We start from the raw sequence: 17,396 nt of genomic DNA, 5'->3' as shown, positions 1-17,396 counted from the left end.
GAAGGGCGGGCGGTGCCGCGCGGCACAGCTTCAGCGGCGGTCGCGGCGCTCGTCGTGGCGGTCGCCGTCGCGCTCGACCTCGACGCGCTCCTTGCGGACCTCGCCCTTGACGTCGCGCTGCTCGGTGACGGCGTCCTTCTCCAGCCGGACCCGTTCCGTGGCCTCGGTGCGCTTCTGCACCACCGGTTCCTCGCGGTGCAGCGTCATCTCGGCCTGCTCGTCGGCGAAGGCCTTGCCCGTGTGGCGCGCCCCGTCCGCGACGGGCTCGCGGACGACCCGGACCTCCTCGTGCGTGACGGGGACGGTGATGTTGCGCTGCTCGGTCACCGTGTGCTTGACCAGCCGCACCCGGCCCGACTCCACCTTGCGGGTGCCGACGTCGAGCTTCTCCTCCGACAGCGTGACCTCGGCGGCGTCAGTGCGCTGCGCCCGGTCGTCCGCTCCGCGCTGCCCGGTGGCGTGCCTGCCGTCTGCCGCCCGCCGGCCCGCGTCGTCGAGCCGGTCGTGCTCGCCGGTCTTGGCCTGCGGGATCATCCCGTAGTGCCGGTAGAGCGCGTCCTGCTCGTCGTCGGTCATGTGGTCGTCGGCGGTGTGCAGGCTCGGGGCGTCCTTCACCTGCTGCTTGGTGACGGGGACGGTGATCGCGCCCCCCGCCACGTTGCCCTGCTGGATCGGGACGAAGCTCTCCTTCATCCCGAACAGTCCGGTGTGGACCTCGGCCCACATCGGCCTGCCGGTGCCGTCCTCGAGCCACACCCGCTTGACCGACCCGATCTTCTCACCCTTGTTGTCGATCACGTCGCAGTCGTACAGAGCCTCAACGTGCGTCTGATCGATCATCGCGTTGTCCTCCCGCGTTCGGCTTGTCGGCTTGTGAACGCGAAGTACCCGCCGTCGTGGAGTTATCCGCGGGTGCACTACGACCGGGTGACCGCACACGCGTGGCAGTTCAACCGACCGGGTTACCCCTCAGTCGCACACCGCGCCGCGCGACGCCGAGCCGACGAGCTTCGCGTACTTGGCCAGCACGCCGCGCTCGTAGCGGGGAGGCAGCGGGGCCCAGCCCTCGCGGCGGCTCTCCAGGTCCGCCTCGACGTCGAGGGTGCCCTCGGCGACGTTCAGCGTGATCCGGTCGCCGTCGCGCACGAACGCGATGGGCCCGCCGTCGACGGCCTCGGGCGCCACGTGCCCGACGCACAGGCCCGTCGTGCCGCCGGAGAACCGGCCGTCGGTGAGCAGCAGCACGTCCTTGCCCAGGCCCGCGCCCTTGATCGCGGCGGTGATGGCGAGCATCTCGCGCATGCCCGGACCGCCCTTGGGACCCTCGTAGCGGATCACCACGACGTCGCCCGCGGTGATCGTGCCGTCCTCCAGCGCGTCCATGGCGGCGCGTTCGCGGTCGAACACGCGCGCGGTGCCGGTGAAGACGTCCGAGTCGAAGCCCGCGGACTTCACCACGGCGCCCTCGGGCGCGAGCGAGCCCTTCAAGACGGTGATGCCGCCGGTGTGGTGGATGGGCTTGTCCAGCGCCCGCAGGACGAGGCCGTCGGGGTCGGGCGGGGCGATGTCGGCGAGGTTCTCGGCGACCGTGCGGCCGGTGACCGTCAGGCAGTCGCCGTGCAGCAGACCGGCGTCCAGCAGGGCCTTCATCACCACGGGCACGCCGCCGATGCGGTCGACGTCGGTCATCACGTGCCGCCCGAACGGCTTGACGTCCGCGAGGTGCGGCACGCGCGCGCCGATGCGGCTGAAGTCGTCCAGCGACAGCTCGACGCCGGCCTCGTGCGCGATGGCGAGCAGGTGCAGCACGGCGTTGGTGGAGCCGCCGAACGCCATCACGACGGAGATCGCGTTCTCGAACGCCTCGCGCGTCATGATCTGCCGCGCGGTGATGCCCTTGCGCAGCATCTCGACCACGGCCTGGCCGGACCGGCGCGCGAACCCGTCGCGGCGGCGGTCGGTGGCCGGGGGAGCGGCGCTGCCGGGCAGCGACATGCCGAGCGCCTCGGCCGCGCTGGCCATCGTGTTCGCCGTGTACATGCCGCCGCACGCGCCCTCACCGGGGCAGATGGCGCGTTCGATCAGGTCGACGTCCGCCCGGCTCATCAGGCCGCGCGCGCAGGCCCCGACGGCCTCGAACGCGTCGATGATCGTGACCTCCTTCTCCGTGCCGTCGGAGAGGGTGACGCGGCCCGGCAGGATGGAGCCCGCGTAGAGGAACACGCTGGCGAGGTCGAGCCGTGCCGCCGCCATCAGCATGCCGGGCAACGACTTGTCGCAGCCCGCGAGCAGCACCGACCCGTCGAGGCGCTCGGCCATCATCACGGTCTCGACGCTGTCGGCGATCACCTCGCGCGACACGAGCGAGAAGTGCATGCCCTCGTGGCCCATGGAGATGCCGTCGGACACGGAGATGGTGCCGAACTCCAGCGGGTACCCGCCCGCGGCGTGCACGCCGTCCTTGGACGCCTTCGCGAGGCGGTCCAGGGGCAGGTTGCACGGCGTGATCTCGTTCCAGGACGAGGCGACGCCGATCTGCGGCTTCTCCCAGTCCTCGTCCCCCATGCCGACGGCCCGGAGCATGCCGCGCGCGGCGGTGCGCTCCAGGCCGTCGGTCACGTCGCGGCTGCGTGGCTTCACGTCCGGTGTCTCGGTCATGCAGGCACGCTAGCCCCTGTCACGAGGGGGTTCGCCGCGTGGGTGAGGGTCTCCCAGGCGATGAACAGGTTGTCCGTCCCCTGTGGACGCTGGGCCTCGGTGTAGCGCTGGGTGTTCGTCATGGCGATGCCCAGCCGGGTGTTCAGGGCGTTGAAGCTGACCTCGGAGGTGGGCCCGAGCTCGCGGGAGAACGAGCCGCCGCAGAACCACGACGGCACCGGCTCGCCGTTCTGGTACTTGGTGTGCAGGCCCCAGGCGTGGCGCATGCGGTCCTTGATCTCGCCCCAGACGTCCTGGCCCTGGTGCCGCGCGGTCTCGGCGAAGTGCGAGGCCGCGGACAGCCCGTAGGCGGTGTGGGCGAAGTCGCGGCAGGTCTCCTGGGCGAGCCCGTCGACGAACGTGGACTGGTTGTGCCAGTAGGAGACGATCTCGTCACGGGTGTCGATGCCGCTGCCGGGCGGCGTCTTCGGCAGAGCGCCGTCGGTGGTGAGGTAGATGAACGCCTGGATGCGGGTGCGGAAGATGCCGACGGCCTTGTCGTAGACCGCGCGGTCCTCCAGGAACACCGAGATGCCGAGCGTCGCCTCCATCATGCTGAGCTCCCAGTTGCCGTTGGTGTTCGCACGGCCGTTCTGGATCTCGGGCAGGTAGACGTCGCGCAGCATGGTGGCGAACCGGCCGCTGTTCGGCCAGTTCCCGTAGACGTGCTTGATGATCTCCGCGGCCTTCGGCCAGCTGCTGGCCGACCACGCCGTCTGCAGCGGGGCGTTGGAGTTGGTGTGGTCCTTGATGGTGGCGGACCAGGCGTCCATGATCTGGATCGCCTTGGTGGCGTACCGGGCGTCGCGGGTGACGTACCAGGCCAGCGACAGCGTGTAGGCGGCGATGGCGTCCTCGCGCTCGTCGGTGCAGCCGAGGTTGGGGTTGGAGTAGGAACCGCACTCGACGACGGCGCGCGGCTTCGGCGTGCGGTTCAGGTCGGCGTACTTCGAGCCCATCATGGCGTTGTAGGCAGACGTCCACGGCTGGGCGCCGGCCTGGACCTTGGCGCGCACGAAGTCCAGCTGGGGACGGGAGACCACGACTCCCGGGTGGACGAACGTCGCCGGCGCCGCCATGGCGGACTGGCCGGTGACCGGGGCGATCAGGGATGCGATCAGTGCGATCAGCACCGCGCAGGAACGGGTGACCATGGCGCCAGTGTTGGTGGTCTATACCTTTGACGTCAAAGATTCCGGAACAACGTTCACGGTGGTGAACCGGTTCACGTGGGTGAACCCGCAAACCCTTTCCGCGCAACGGGAAAACCCCGGTGCGCGGGAGGTGCACCGGGGTTTTCGCGCCCTGCGACGGGCAGGTGGGTCAGAGCGTCACTCGCGGCACTTCTTGCCCGAGTTCACGCAGTTGACCAGGCGGTTCATGATCTTCTGCGACATCACGTTCGCGAAGTCGTCGTGGTCGGTGAGCGGGTTGTGCTCCTCCTCCGGGAAGGAGTCGACCAGGTAGCGCCCGTCCTTCTGGACGTCCAGCGGGATCTTGTAGGTCAGCGAGATGCGCAGCTGGGGGACGGCCTTGAAGCCGTTCTGGCACTTGCCGTTGGCGTCCGGGAAGACGATGTGCTCGCGGTGCTTCTCGGAGTCGATGTTCTTGCCGTCCCAGCAGCTCGGGAAGTCGTGGATGCGCTTGACGTTCGAGCCCTGCGGGCAGATCGGGTACTTGTCCATGAGGACCTTGTCCTCGAAGCCGGTGCAGGTCCAGGACGCCTTGGCGTTCTTCGGGCCGTTCTGGCCGGCCTTGGCGTCGCCGTAGAGGATGCGCAGGAACTTGGGCATCGCGGTCACCTTGCCGACGGGCGAGCCGCGGAAGGTCAGGTCGACGACGGCGGGGCGCTGGATCTTGCCCTCGTTGCCCTCGAGCTCGTTGTCGCCGTTCTCCTCGGGGTTGGGCTGCTGCTTCTTCTTCTCGGTGCCCTCGGCCTGGGCGGCGTCGCTGTTGTCGCCGCCGTTGTCGAGGCCCTGCTCGCCCGCGGCCTGGTCCTTCACGGCGCACGCGGCGGCCGGGTTCAGGTCGGGGGCCTGCTTGCCCTGGCGGCTGAACGCCAGCATCATCCGGTTCAGGATCGCCGCGCGCTTCTCGCGCGTCGGGCCGACGATGATGTTGTCGCGGTCCTGGGCCTTGGTGGTGGCGACCTTCTTCTCGGCCTCGTCGGTCACCTTGTCGATGTTCTCGAGCTCGCGGTCGATCTCGGCCTGGGCGGCCTCCGGCACGTCCTCGGGCAGCAGCGACGCGACGTCGGGGCACTCGAGGCGGGCCGCGGCCTTGTCGGCCTTGTCCTTGTCCTGCTGGGCCTTGTCGTCCTTCTTCGGCGGGGCCTGCTCGGCGGGCTCCGCGGCCTCGTCCGGCTCCTCGTCGATGATGCGGACGACGGGCCAGAAGTAGGCGGACTTGTCACCGTTGCGGCACGTCGTGCCCGCGGCCTGGAGCGACTTGTTGTTCGAGTCGGCGTTCGTGGACAGGTTGCCGACGTAGTCGTGCAGGTGCTGGGCGCCGTTGCGGACACCCGGCTGCGCGATGAAGTTGTCCGGGTTGAAGTGCCCGTTCTCGTTCCGCCCGCAGTTCACGGTGAACGTGCCCGTGGTGGCGTTGTTCTGCTGTTGTGGTTTCTTGACGTTCGGCTTCACCTTGGTGATGTCGACGAACAGGCTCTTGTCCGCTCCGTCGGCGAGCGCGGCGCCATCAGAAGAACTGATGGCCACCACCGCGGCACCGCCAGCGACCACGGCCATCGCGGCCGCGGCGGCCGTGAGCCAGATCGTGGATTTCCTCCGGTGAATAGCCATGTGCCACCTCGTAGTAGTCCGATAGAACGGCATGCTGAAGATGACGGCGATAAGCCGCTGTTTTTCGGTTGGAGCTGGTTTTGAGCGGTTTGTCAGTACGAACGGGATTTCCGCCGGGTCTTCTTCTTCTGCCGGGAGACCAGTCTCATCCCGACCAGCGCGAGCGCGAGCACCGCGATCGCACCGAAGAAGACGCCGTTGTTCTCCCCGAACACGCCCTGTTCCGCGGTGCGGGTGAACCTGGTGCCGTCCGGCACGGTCGGGATCACGCCCTCGGTCGGGTTGGTCGACGCGTCCGCGGCCGGGTCTTCCTCCTGGCCGGCCGCCGTCGTGCTGTTCGTGGGCGGCGCCAGCGGTTGCGGCGACTCCAGGCTCGCGAAGTCGACCTTCCCGGTGTCCTCGAGCACCTTCATGTGGTCGAAGACGGTGATCATCGCCTGCGTGGAGAGGATGCGGACGAGCTCGTTCTTGGTGCCGGCGCGGATCTGCGAGGCGTAGGCGTAGACCTTGCCGTGCGCGGCGCGGAGCCGGTTGGCGAAGACCGCGTCGAACTCGTCCCCGGTCGCCGCGTCCATCTCGGCGAGCCAGCCCTTCTGCTCGTCGGAGGCCTCCGTGGGCAACGTGTGGCCGAGCAGGACGCCCGCGCGGTTCACGACGTTGTCCAGCAGCGTGTGGCCCTCGATGAGGTGCTTGCACGCCTCCTGGATCTTGGGCTGGTCCGCCCTCTTGGCCTGGCCCTTCTCCCCGGCGGGCTTCTCCCACAACCCGGCCTGCTTGACCCGGTTCATGAAGTCCCGGTCGGCGGGGCCGAGCGGACCCCACTGCGTCTGCACGACCTCGTCACCCGTGCCGCCACTTCCGGGCGGCGGGGTCGAGATCGGGGTCGACGGGGTGCTGGGCTGACCGAGTGCGCTCCCGGTGTTGAGCAGCACGGCCAACGCACAGCCGGCCAGCGCGACCATCAGTCGCGTCGGCTTCGCCAGGTCCATGGGGAGTCGCACGAACGGGGATACGGCCCGCAATGGTGCGGCGCCTCAGTTCGAGACGCCGCCGTTATCGAACCGTTATCAAACCCCGCGCAACCCCCGCCCAATTGCACGACATAGGGTCCGGGGCATGAGCAAGCGTTTTGTGGCGTTGGGGGACTCGTTCACCGAAGGAGTGGGCGACGACGACGTCAGCCGTCCGAACGGTGTGCGCGGATGGGCGGATCGCGTGGCCGAGGTCCTCGGCGCCGCCGACCCCGAGTTCGCCTACGCGAACCTCGCCGTGCGGGGACGGTTGCTGCCCCGGGTGCTCCGCGAGCAGCTGGAGCGGGCGCTGGAGATGGAGCCCGACCTCGTCTCGCTCTACGCGGGCGGCAACGACCTCATGCGGCCGAAGGTGGACATCGACGCCCTCATGCGCGCGTACCGCGCGGCCGTGGCTCTGCTGGTGAAGTCCGGCGCCCGGGTCATCCTGTTCACGGGCGTCGACGGCGGGGACGACCCGGTGTTCCGCCGGATGCGCGGCCGGGTGGCCATCTACAACGAGCACGTGCGCTCGATCGCGGCCGAGCACTCGTGCGTGCTGGTGGACATGTGGAACATGCGCCAGCTGCGCGACCGTCGCATGTGGTCCGAGGACCGGCTGCACCTCAACTCCCTCGGGCACACCGAGGTCGCCATCTCCGTGCTCGACGGGCTCGGCGTCCCGCACGAGCTGACCAGGACCGTGCTCGGCGTCGCCCCGACGGTCGACCGCCGGATCCAGCGCGCGGAGAACTGGAAGTGGGCGCGCGAGCACGTCGTGCCGTGGGTCGTGCGCCGGGTGCGCGGCGAGTCGTCCGGCGACGTGATCCGGCCGCGCCGGCCGGAGCTGCTGCCGCCGTCCTAGGTAGAACGTGTTCCTCGCGGCGGCCTTCGACAACGAGCCAACTCTCGTTTGGTGACGGTTTCCGCGGCGATTCTTTGCAGATAGAACGTGTTCTAGAAAATGGGTCGGCCAGCCGGGTGAAAACGCAGGTAGCGGGCCCGGCCTGGATTGATGCAGTGCCCTAGCGTCCGGTCGCATGCATCGCAGGACGGCGCTGATCCCGGTGGTGGTGATCTGCGCGTTGCTCGCGGGCTGCGGAAGCAGGCTCACCGACGAGCAACGCGCCGCACTGGTCGTGCCCCGAGGCGGTGGGACGGGCACCGAGCAGGGCGTCGTGCAGGAGGAGGACGGCGCGACGCCCGGCACGGACGGCACCGCCGACCAGGCCGGCGCGAACAACCCGCAGCAGCCGAACAAGCAGCCCAACCCGCCGGGCAGCCTCGCGGGCGCGTGCCAGGGAACCGGTGGCGCCACGGACAAGGGCGTCACCGCGGGCGAGATCACGATCGCCAACATCTCCGACATCAGCGGGCCGGTGCCCGGCATCTTCCAGTCGGCGCAGCAGGCCACCAAGGCGTTCGTCGAGTACTTCAACGCCACCCAGGGCTCCATCTGCGGGCGCAAGCTCAAGCTCGTCTCGTTCGACTCCCGCACCGACAGCGGCGGCGACCAGCAGGCCACCGCGCAGGCCTGCGAGCAGGCGTTCGCGCTCGTCGGCTCGATGTCGGCGTTCGACCAGGGCGGCGGACCGGCGGCGGCCGGCTGCGGCATCCCCGACCTGCGGGCCTCCACGGTCACCGCGCAACGGCAGCGCACGGCGAACAGCTTCGGCGTCGCGTCCAACGTCGTGAACCTGGTGTCCTCGGCCGGGCCGGACCTCGTGAAGCAGAGCTTCCCCGGCGCGGTCGGCGCCGCCGCGTACCTGTACCTCAACGCCGACGCGAGCGCGCAGAACGCCAAGAGCATGCAGAAGGCGGCGGAGGCGCGCGGCATCAAGTTCGTGTACTCGCAGGCCATCGACATCACCGACGTCAACTACGCCCCGTACGTGGCGAAGCTGAAGGAGACCGGCACCAGGATCGTCTACTGGATCGGGTCCGCCCAGTACGCGGTGCGGTTGCAGCAGGCCATGCGACAGCAGGGGTTCACGCCGGAGGCGTTCGTCACCGACCCCAGCGCCTACGACCCGCAGTACCTCAAGCAGGGCGGCGCGGCCGTCGACGGCACGGTCGTCTACACCAACGGCGCGCTGTTCGAGGAGAACAACGCGCAGGTGGCGCTGTACAAGCAATGGCTGGGCCGGGTGGCGCCCGGTGCCGCACCCTCGTACTTCGGGATGTTCGCCTGGGCCGCCGCGCGGTTGTTCGTGCAGACCGCGGCGAAGGTCGGGCCGCAGCTCACCCGCAAGGCGGTGGTCGACGCGGTGCGGGGCGTGCACGACTTCACCGCGGAGGGCATGGTCGCGCCGCAGGACGTCGGCGGCAAGCGGACTTCGGCCTGCATGACGCTCGTGCGGCTCAAGGGCGGGGCCTGGTCGCGGCTCGCACCCGCGTCCGGCTACTCGTGCGGGTCGCTGGTCGACACGGGGGTCGGCGGATGACCGCGCTCCTCGCGTACACGATCTTCGGCCTGGTCACCGGCGGCGCGTACGCCGTGGTCGCGGGCGGGCTCGTGCTGACCTACAGCACCTCCAAGGTGTTCAACGTCGGCCACGGCGCGATCGGCATGGTCATGGCGTTCCTGTACTGGGAGCTCGCCGAGAACCGCGGCCTGCCGCAGTGGCTCGCGCTGCTGCTCGTGGTCGGCGTGGCCGCGCCGCTGTTCGGGCTGGTGGTCGAGCGGTTCGTCATGCGACGGCTCGCGGGCGCGCCGGTCGGCATCACGCTCGTCGCGGGCGTGGGCGTGCTGGTCGGCCTGATCGGGGTGGCGCAGGTGGTCTGGCCGCCGCAGGCCCGTCCGGTGCGGCCGTTCCTCGACGAGCTCGGCGTCCACATCGGACAGTCCTACGTCAGCGGGCACGACCTGGTGACGCTCGCGTGCGCGGTGCTGGTGGCGGGCGGGCTGTACGTGCTGCTGAACCGGACGCGCACCGGGCTCGCGATGCGGGCGTGCGTCGACGCGCCGGAGCTGGCGTCGCTGTACGGCACGCGGCCGCACCGGTTGTCGGCGCTGAGCTGGGCGATCGGGTCGGCGCTCGCGGCGCTCGGCGGGATCCTGCTGACGCCGGTGGTGCAGCTCGACTACGTGACGATGACACTGCTGGTGATCACCGCGTACACCGCCGCGCTGGTCGGGCGGCTGCGGAGTCTGCCGTGGACGTTCGCGGGCGCGCTCGGGCTCGGGCTGGTGCAGTCCTACGCCGTCGCGTACCTGCCGTCGTCGCCGGGCTGGATCGCGTTCCGGGCGGCGATCCCGGCGTTGCTGCTGTTCGTCGTGCTCCTCGCGATGCCGCAGTCGCCGTTGCGGATCGGGGGAGTGCGCGGATCACGTGGTGTCGCGGTGCCGAACGTTCTCACCACCGGTGTCGGCGCGGGGTTGTTCGTCGGGGTGGTCGTGGTGCTCGCGCTGCTGGTCGACGCCGTGGTGGCCGGGCAGCTCGCGCTGGGGCTGGTGTTCGGGATCGTGCTGCTGTCGATGGTGCTGCTCACCGGCTACGGCGGGGTGGTGTCGCTGGGGCAGTTCACGTTCGTCGGCGTGGGCGCGGTGACGGTGGCACGGCTGGGGTCGGCGTCGCCGTGGACGCTGCTGGCGGGTGCGCTGGTGGCCGCGGTGGTCGGCGCGCTGATCGCGTTGACGGTGCTGCGGGTCAGCGGGCTCTACCTGGCGCTGGCGACGCTCGGGTTCGCGCAGCTGATGGACAAGCTCGTGCTCCAGTCACCGATCGCGTTCGGGGTGCGGGGGAGCCTGCAGGTGCCGCGGCTGGTCGAGTCGGCGACCGCGCAGCTGCTGGTGGTGGCCGGGGTGTTCGTGCTGGTCGGCGTCGGGGTGCTGGCGATCAGGCGCGGGCGGCTGGGGCGCAGGATGATCGCGGTCAAGGACAGCTCCGCGGCCTGCGCGACGCTCGGCGTGAACGTGCGCTGGATCCGCGTCGGCGTGTTCGCGTTGTCGGCGGGCATCGCGGGACTGGCGGGCGGGCTCTTCGCGCAGCTGCGGGAAACCGTGGCGGCCAGCGACTTCCAGCTGTTCAACAACCTGCCGCTGCTGCTGTTCGCGGTGATCGCGGGCGTGACGTCGGTGTCCGGCGCGCTGCTCGGTGGCATGCTGCTGATGCTGCTCCCGGTGCTGCAGAGCGGGTTCCCGGCGTTCGCGGGGGTCGCGGTGGTGCTGCTGGGCGTCGCCGCGGCGGGACTGTCCCGCGACCCCAACGGCCTCGTCAGCTGGTTCTTCCGGGCCTGGTCCTGGCGGCGCGCATGAGCACGTTGCGGGTGGAGGGCGTGACGGTCCGCTTCGGCGAGGTGACCGCCGTCGACGACGTTACGCTGACCGCCGAACCCGGCGTCACCGGGCTGATCGGCCCGAACGGCGCGGGCAAGACGACGTTGTTCGACGTGGTCAGCGGGCTGCGCAAGCCGTCGGCGGGCCGGGTGCTGCTCGACGACGAGGACGTCACCGCGAAAGGCCCGCACCAGCGGTCCAGGATGGGCGTGGCACGGACGTTCCAGCGACTGGAGGTCTTCGGGTCGCTGACGGTCTGGGAGAACGTCGTGGTGGCGCTGGAAAGCCGCCGCCGGTCTCCGCGCCTGGCCGCGGACCTGCTGGAGCGCGTCGGCATCGCGGAGTTCTCCGGCAACCAGGCCGACACCGTCCCGACCGGTGCCGCCCGGCTGCTGGAGCTGGCCCGCGCACTGGCCACCGAGCCGCGGTTGTTGCTGCTCGACGAGCCGTCGTCGGGCCTCGACCGCGCCGAGACGGACGCGTTCGGCGAGCTGCTGCGGGAGCTCGGCTCGGAGGGCCGGTCGGTCGTCCTGGTCGAGCACGACATGGACCTCGTGATGGGCTACTGCGACACCGTGCACGTGCTGAACCTGGGCCGGCTGCTGGTGTCCGGCACGCCGGACGTGGTCCGCGCCCACGAAGGCGTCCGGGAGGCGTACCTCGGATGATCGACCTCATCGACGTCCACGCCGGCTACGGCCGCATCGAGGTGCTGCGCGGCGTCTCGCTGACCGTCCCGCGCGGCACCGTCACCGCGTTGCTGGGCCCGAACGGCGCCGGCAAGTCGACGCTGGTCAAGGTCCTGAGTGGACAGCTGCGGGCGTCGAGCGGGCACGTGCACCTCGGCGGCGTGCACGTCAACGACGCCGCACCCGACGAGCTGGCGCGCGCCGGCCTGTGCACGGTCCCGGAAGGCCGCGCGATCTTCCCGAACCTCACCGTCGCGGAGAACCTGCGGCTCATGCGCGGCGACCCGGCCGTCGTCTACGACCGGTTCCCGAAGCTCAAGGCGCGGCAGAGGCAGCTCGCCGGGTCGATGTCCGGCGGCGAGCAGCAGATGCTGGCGTTCTCCCGCGCGCTGATCACCGACCCGGCGGTGCTGGTGGTCGACGAGCTGTCGATGGGACTGGCGCCGGTGGTCGTCGCCGAGCTGTACGAGGTCGTGGGGGAGCTGGCGTCGTCCGGCGTCACGATGCTGGTCGTCGAGCAGTTCGCCGAGACCGCCTCCGCCGTGGCCGACCAGGTCGTCGTGATGGCGCACGGCGAGATCTCGGCGGACTCCGACCTCGCCACCGTCTACTTCGGAGGGGCGTCATGAGGTACGCGCTCGTTCTCCTGCTGGTCCTGCTGTCCCCGGCGCCCGCGAGCGCCGCGGACATCGGCGGCTTCACGCTCTCGGCCCGCGCGACACCCGTGTCGGTGCTGCTGACGACGGACCTGCTGCCGGTGCCCGCGGAACCGCAGGGCGAGGTGCACCTGTCCTACACGCAGACCGAGCTGGGCTCCGGCCCGATCGGACGGTCGGTCGCCAGCTCGCTGTGGCCGGGCGCGGCCGTCGGCACCGGCCTGCCGCAGCTCCTGGGCTTCGCGTACCCGGTGCAGGTCAACGCGGCGCACCCCGGCGGCCCCGCCGACGAGTCGAAGTCGGGCATGAAGGCCTCCGCGGGCGCGTCGAAGGCCGAGTCGTTCGCGGGCGCCAAGCAGGACGTGCCCTTCGTGCTGACCGCCGAGGGGCTCGCGTCGTCGAGCGTGAGCACGGTGTCGGGCACCGAGGCCCGGTCCACGGCCACGTCGTCGGCGCAGACCATCTCGCTGCTGTCCGGACTGGTCGTGCTGTCGGGCGTCAAGTTCGAGTCGGTCGCGGTGAGCGACGGCAGCAAGGGAAGTGGCACCGGCACGTTCGCCATCGCCGAGATCACCGTGCTGGGCCGGAAGTTCCCGGTGCCCTCGCCCGCCGCACCGCCGGACGGTCTGCTGAAGGCCCTGGCGCCGCTGGGAGTCACGCTGACCTGGCCCTCGGCGGGCACCAAGGCCGAAGGCGCGCAGGCCACCTCGACCAGCCGCGGGCTCAGGCTCACCGTCGACGTGACCGTGCTGCGCACCAAGCTGGGACTCGGCGGAATCCTCGACGGCATCCTGACACCGTTGCTGCCCGAAGAACTCGCACCGCTGCTCAACCCGCTGCGCAAGATGGAGGTCGTCGTCGGCGACACGGAGGCCGTCGCCAACGCGTCCGCCTTCTCCGCCCTGCCGCCGCCCGACGTCCCGGCCCCCGTCGCACCGGTGGCGCCGCCGGACTCCTCGTCGTCGGGCGGCGACCTGCCCGCCACCTCGCCCATCACCGGCGCCACGCCACCGAAGTCCGTCGTGACCCCCGTGGCGAACGCTCGACCGCGGACGGGGTCGCTGCTCGACTTCCCCGGTGTACCGGCGTTGCTCGTGGTCGCCGGCCTGGGCCTGGCCGCCGCCGGGGCGTTCGGCATGAAGTCGTTCGGCACGTTCCTGCTGGGCGGCGCCCCCTGTCCCTCCGGGCACCCGACCGGTGTCCCCGACCTGCGGGTGAGGCCATGACCATCCAGGACCGGCGTCGTGCGCGGATGCGCAGCGGGCTCGGACTCGTCGGCACCGCGCTGATGACGGCGGGCATCGCGGCGATCCTGTTCGCCTGGTGGGGAGTCGCGCACACCGGGTACACGTTCGAACAGATCCCCTACGTGGTCTCGGGCGGGATGCTCGGGCTCGGGCTCATCGGAATCGGAGGGTTCCTCTACTTCGGTTCCTGGCTCACCAAGCTCGTCGAGGAACAGCGGCAGACGACGTATGCTCTTCTTCAGCTCCTGGAAGAACGAGCGGCGGACCGGGTGGAGCAGCAGCTCTAGGTCGGACGGGCCGGAACGCGTAACCGGTTTCGCGCACCTCAACGACTTCCGCCGGTCGCGCACCCGGCCACCATTCCAAGTGGACCGATTGTGAGAGCGTTCTCGCACACCGCGGCGACGGGTGAGGACGATGTCCGGTTCATCCCCTTGAACCAATGGTTTAGACCAGTTAACGTGCACTCCGTCACGTACCCCCTGCACGTGAACGGAGTGCAATGAAGAAGTTCCGCTGGCAGTTCCTGGCCGCGGCAGTCGCGATGGCGACCGTGGCCGGAGGTGTTCTCGCCGCTCCCGCGAGCGGCGCGACCGGTGTGACGGCGGCGTTCACCAAGACGTCGGACTGGGGCAGCGGCTACGAGGCCAAGTACACCATCTCCAACAGCGGTGGATCCGCTCTCTCGTCGTGGACCGTCGAGTTCACGCTTCCGAGCGGGCAGTCCATCGCCTCGTTGTGGGACGGCAGCTACGCCGCGAACGGGCAGAACATCACTGTCCGCAACACCTGGAACGGCAGTGTCCCCGTGGGCGGCTCGGCGAGCTTCGGCTTCACCGTGCGCGGCTCGGGCGGCAGCCCGTCCAACTGCAAGATCAACGGTGGTTCGTGCGACGGCGGCGGCACCCAGCCGACGACGACCACGACTACTACCACCACCACGACCACGACGACGACCAACCCGCCGGTGCCCGGCACCGGTCGTGGCGCGCCGTACCTGTACCTGGGCTGGGGCAACCCGCAGAACGCGACCCAGGTCATGAGCGCCACCGGCGTCAAGTGGTTCACGCTGGCGTTCGTCCTCTCCGGCGGCGGCTGCTCCCCCTCGTGGGACAGCTCGCGTCCGCTGACGGGCGGAGTCGACCAGCAGACGATCAACGCCATCCGTTCGGCCGGCGGTGACATCGTGCCGTCGTTCGGTGGCTGGAGCGGCAACAAGCTGGGCCCGAACTGCTCGACGCCGGAGGCTTTGGCCGACGCCTACCAGCAGGTCATCAACGCCTACGGGCTCAAGGCGATCGACATCGACATCGAGAACTCCGACGAGTTCGAGAACACGACCGTCCAGGACCGGATCATCACGGCCCTGAAGATCGTCAAGCAGAAGAACCCGGGCATCCAGACGATCGTCACGTTCGGCACCGGCACCACCGGCCCGAACTTCTACGGCGCCCGTCTGATCGACCAGTCCAAGGCCCTGGGCGCGAACATCGACGTGTTCACGATCATGCCGTTCGACTTCGGCAGCTCGAACATCCGCACCGACACCATCGGCGCGGCCACCGGGCTCAAGAACAAGCTGAAGTCGACCTTCGGCTGGAGCGACGCCGAGGCGTTCAAGCACGTCGGCATCTCCGGCATGAACGGCCTGTCGGACCAGCGCGAGCTGACCACCGTCGACGACTGGACCGCGATCCGCGACTGGTCGAAGTCGAACGGCCTCGGACGACTGGCCTTCTGGTCGGTCAACCGCGACCGCGGCGGCTGCGACGGTCAGGTCTCGGCCGGGTGCTCCGGCATCGGGCAGGCCGACCTGGCGTTCACGAAGATCACCGCCGGGTTCTGACCGACCCGCTGTTCCACCTCTGAGCCGTCAGCGCCATTTATTCGGTGGCGCTGACGGCTTACCCTTGTCCCATGCGTCGACGACATTGATCTTCACCTGATCTGACCCGGACCGCGACGGCGTGGGCGTGGTGTTCGCACCTCGTGCCGATCTACGCGCTGTACGCGTTGCTTTTCGCCGACAGCGGGCTGTCGGACGCCCAGATCTCGGTGCTGCTCGCCGTCTGGTCGCTCACCGCGGTGGTCTTCGAGGTGCCCTCCGGCGCCATCGCCGACCGGTTCTCGCGGCGCAGCTCGCTGGTCGCCTCCGGTGTGCTGCAGGCCTCCGGGTACGCGGCCTGGGTGGTGTTCCCCTCGTTCTGGGGCTTCGCCGCGGGCTTCGTCCTGTGGGGACTGGGCGGCACGCTGCAGTCGGGCGCGTTCGAGGCCCTGCTGTACGACGGCCTCGCGGCCAACGGCGACGAGGAGCGGTACGGACGCCTGAACGCCCGCGTCGACACCATCGAACTGATCGCGCAGGTGCCGGTCGCCCTCGTCGCGACGGCCCTCTTCTCGCTCGGCGGCTACCGGCTGGCCGGCTGGATCTCGGTCGCGATGTGCCTGCTGTCGTCCCTGGTCGCCCTGCGGTTCCCCGAACCGCCGCGCGAGTCCGCCGAGGACGACGGACCGGGCTACCTCGCGACCCTGCTGACCGGTCTGCGCGAGACCGTGCCGATCAAACGCGCCGTGATCGCCGTGGCGCTGGTCTACGCGATCGACGCGTTCGAGGAGTACTTCACGCTGCTGGCGCAGGACTGGCACGTGCCGACGGTGTGGGTGCCGCTGGCGACGATCGGCGTGCCGCTGCTGGGCGCGGCCGGCGCGTCACTGGCCGGGCGGCTGCCGTTCCGCGGCTGGGTGCTGTTCGCCGCCGGACTCGTGCTGATCGCGGCGGCCGCGCTGGCCGTGCCGGTGGCGATCGTCCTGCTGGGACTGTTCTACGGCCTCTACCGGTTCGTGCTGGTGCACGTGGAGACCGAGCTCCAGCACCGCATCGAGTCGGACGCGCGGGCCACCGTCACGTCCGTCGCCGCGATCGGGTCGGAGTTCGTGGCGTTCGCGATCTACGGCCTGTGGGTGTTCGGGGCCGCGTTCGCGATCGGCGTGCTGGTCCTGGTGGTGGCGGTGGTGATCTGGCGCCGTCGGTGAGGGCGCGGCGCCGCCACTCGGCCTCTTCCGTCGAGGCGGGCGTAACGCCAGGATCTTCCGAACAGATCAAACCGCACAAGCCGGACATCCGCGGAGGCCGCCGTGCTCGTCGTCCAGATCTTCCTGCCCCTGGCGCTGGCCCTGGTGATGTTCGGCCTCGGCCTGACGCTCACGGTCGCCGACTTCGCCAGGGTCGCGAAGTACCCGAAGGCGGCCGTGATCGCCCTGGTCTGCCAGGTGGTCGTGCTGCCGGCGATCTGCCTCGGGCTCGTGCTCGCGTTCGGGCTCCAGGGGGCGCTGGCGGTCGGCATGATGCTGCTCGTCGCCTCGCCGGGCGGCACGTCGGCGAACCTGTTCAGCCACCTCGCCGGCGGGGACGTCGCGCTCAACATCACGCTCACGGCGATCAACTCGGTGCTGGCGGTGTTCACGCTGCCGCTCGTGGTGGGGCTGAGCATGGCGCACTTCATGGCGGACGACGCCGAGGTCGGGTTGCAGCCGGCGAAGTTCGTGCAGGTGTTCGCGATCGTGCTGGTGCCGGTGGCGATCGGCATGCTGGTGCGCCGCAGGTTCGAGGCGTGGGCGCTGAAGATGAACGACCCGGTGCGCATCGCGTCGGTCGTCGTCCTGGTGCTCGTGATCATCGCCGCGGTCGCGCAGGCCTACCGGCAGCTCCTCGACAACATCGGCACGCTCGGGCCGGTGGCGTTGCTGCTCAGCGTCTTCAGCCTGCTGATCGGCTACTACGTGCCCAAGGCGTTCCGGGTCGAACGCGGGCAGGCGATCGCGAGCGCCATGGAGATCGGCATCCACAACGCCACGATCGCGATCACGCTGGCGTTGACGGTGCTGAACGACGAGACGATGGCGATCCCGCCCGCGGTCTACGGCGTGCTGATGTACCTGCCGGCGGCGATCGCGGCGCGGTTGCTGTCCCGCACCAGGACCGCGGTCTGACGAGCCGGCGTTCACCACGACCTGACC

At 70.1% G+C, this 17,396-nt stretch carries 15 protein-coding genes; 10 read left to right on the top strand and 5 right to left on the bottom strand.

Features of this window, described 5'->3' with window-relative positions; translation table 11 throughout:
* Positions 1-30 precede the first annotated feature (30 nt).
* From VF330_RS14600 to VF330_RS14580, 5 genes are all read right to left on the bottom strand, one after another.
* A complete protein-coding gene (locus tag VF330_RS14600; RefSeq protein WP_330852119.1) occupies positions 31-840 on the bottom strand; it encodes a PRC and DUF2382 domain-containing protein in 810 nt (269 codons plus the stop codon).
* A gap of 129 nt (positions 841-969) precedes the next feature.
* Positions 970-2,658 (bottom strand): dihydroxy-acid dehydratase, encoded by a 1,689-nt coding sequence (gene ilvD, locus VF330_RS14595; RefSeq protein ID WP_330852118.1) that lies wholly within the window; start codon positions 2,656-2,658, stop codon positions 970-972.
* A complete protein-coding gene (locus tag VF330_RS14590; RefSeq protein ID WP_330852117.1) occupies positions 2,655-3,851 on the bottom strand; it encodes an alginate lyase family protein in 1,197 nt (398 codons plus the stop codon). The genes ilvD and VF330_RS14590 overlap by 4 nt, the downstream gene beginning before the upstream one ends.
* Before the next feature lie 177 nt (positions 3,852-4,028).
* A complete protein-coding gene (locus VF330_RS14585; protein ID WP_330852116.1) occupies positions 4,029-5,498 on the bottom strand; it encodes a DUF1996 domain-containing protein in 1,470 nt (489 codons plus the stop codon).
* Between the two features lie 92 nt (positions 5,499-5,590).
* Positions 5,591-6,499 carry a DUF4142 domain-containing protein gene (locus VF330_RS14580; RefSeq protein WP_330852115.1) on the bottom strand — a complete coding sequence of 303 codons (909 nt, stop codon included), beginning with the start codon at positions 6,497-6,499 and terminating at the stop codon, positions 5,591-5,593.
* A gap of 115 nt (positions 6,500-6,614) precedes the next feature.
* On the opposite strand from VF330_RS14580, the gene VF330_RS14575 reads away from it, so the two are divergent.
* From VF330_RS14575 to VF330_RS14530, 10 genes are all read left to right on the top strand, one after another.
* On the top strand, positions 6,615-7,373 hold the full coding sequence (locus tag VF330_RS14575; protein ID WP_330852114.1) for an SGNH/GDSL hydrolase family protein: 759 nt from the start codon (positions 6,615-6,617) through the stop codon (positions 7,371-7,373).
* 175 nt (positions 7,374-7,548) lie between these two features.
* On the top strand, positions 7,549-8,952 hold the full coding sequence (locus VF330_RS14570; protein ID WP_330852113.1) for an ABC transporter substrate-binding protein: 1,404 nt from the start codon (positions 7,549-7,551) through the stop codon (positions 8,950-8,952).
* Positions 8,949-10,766, top strand: coding sequence for an ABC transporter permease (locus tag VF330_RS14565; RefSeq protein ID WP_330852112.1), 1,818 nt, complete (start codon positions 8,949-8,951; stop codon positions 10,764-10,766). The genes VF330_RS14570 and VF330_RS14565 overlap by 4 nt, the downstream gene beginning before the upstream one ends.
* Positions 10,763-11,455, top strand: a complete 693-nt coding sequence (locus VF330_RS14560; protein WP_330852111.1) for an ABC transporter ATP-binding protein — start codon at positions 10,763-10,765, stop codon at positions 11,453-11,455. The genes VF330_RS14565 and VF330_RS14560 overlap by 4 nt, the downstream gene beginning before the upstream one ends.
* The gene (locus VF330_RS14555; protein ID WP_330852110.1) at positions 11,452-12,105 is read left to right on the top strand and encodes an ABC transporter ATP-binding protein; all 654 of its coding nucleotides are present in this window, start codon (positions 11,452-11,454) and stop codon (positions 12,103-12,105) included. Before VF330_RS14560 ends, VF330_RS14555 begins: the two co-directional genes overlap by 4 nt.
* A complete protein-coding gene (locus VF330_RS14550) occupies positions 12,102-13,358 on the top strand; it encodes a choice-of-anchor P family protein (RefSeq protein ID WP_330852109.1) in 1,257 nt (418 codons plus the stop codon). The genes VF330_RS14555 and VF330_RS14550 overlap by 4 nt, the downstream gene beginning before the upstream one ends.
* On the top strand, positions 13,355-13,666 hold the full coding sequence (locus tag VF330_RS14545) for a hypothetical protein (RefSeq protein ID WP_330852108.1): 312 nt from the start codon (positions 13,355-13,357) through the stop codon (positions 13,664-13,666). Before VF330_RS14550 ends, VF330_RS14545 begins: the two co-directional genes overlap by 4 nt.
* Positions 13,667-13,881: 215 nt before the next feature.
* On the top strand, positions 13,882-15,225 hold the full coding sequence (locus tag VF330_RS14540; protein WP_414675377.1) for a cellulose binding domain-containing protein: 1,344 nt from the start codon (positions 13,882-13,884) through the stop codon (positions 15,223-15,225).
* A gap of 143 nt (positions 15,226-15,368) precedes the next feature.
* Positions 15,369-16,412 (top strand): MFS transporter, encoded by a 1,044-nt coding sequence (locus VF330_RS14535; RefSeq protein WP_330852107.1) that lies wholly within the window; start codon positions 15,369-15,371, stop codon positions 16,410-16,412.
* A 102-nt stretch (positions 16,413-16,514) separates the two neighbouring features.
* Positions 16,515-17,369 (top strand): bile acid:sodium symporter family protein, encoded by an 855-nt coding sequence (locus VF330_RS14530; RefSeq protein ID WP_330852106.1) that lies wholly within the window; start codon positions 16,515-16,517, stop codon positions 17,367-17,369.
* The last annotated feature ends 27 nt before the right edge of the window (positions 17,370-17,396 follow it).

The organism is Lentzea sp., from assembly GCF_036380075.1.
GTDB lineage: Bacteria > Actinomycetota > Actinomycetes > Mycobacteriales > Pseudonocardiaceae > Lentzea.
This window is presented reverse-complemented; position numbering and strand designations above follow the sequence as displayed.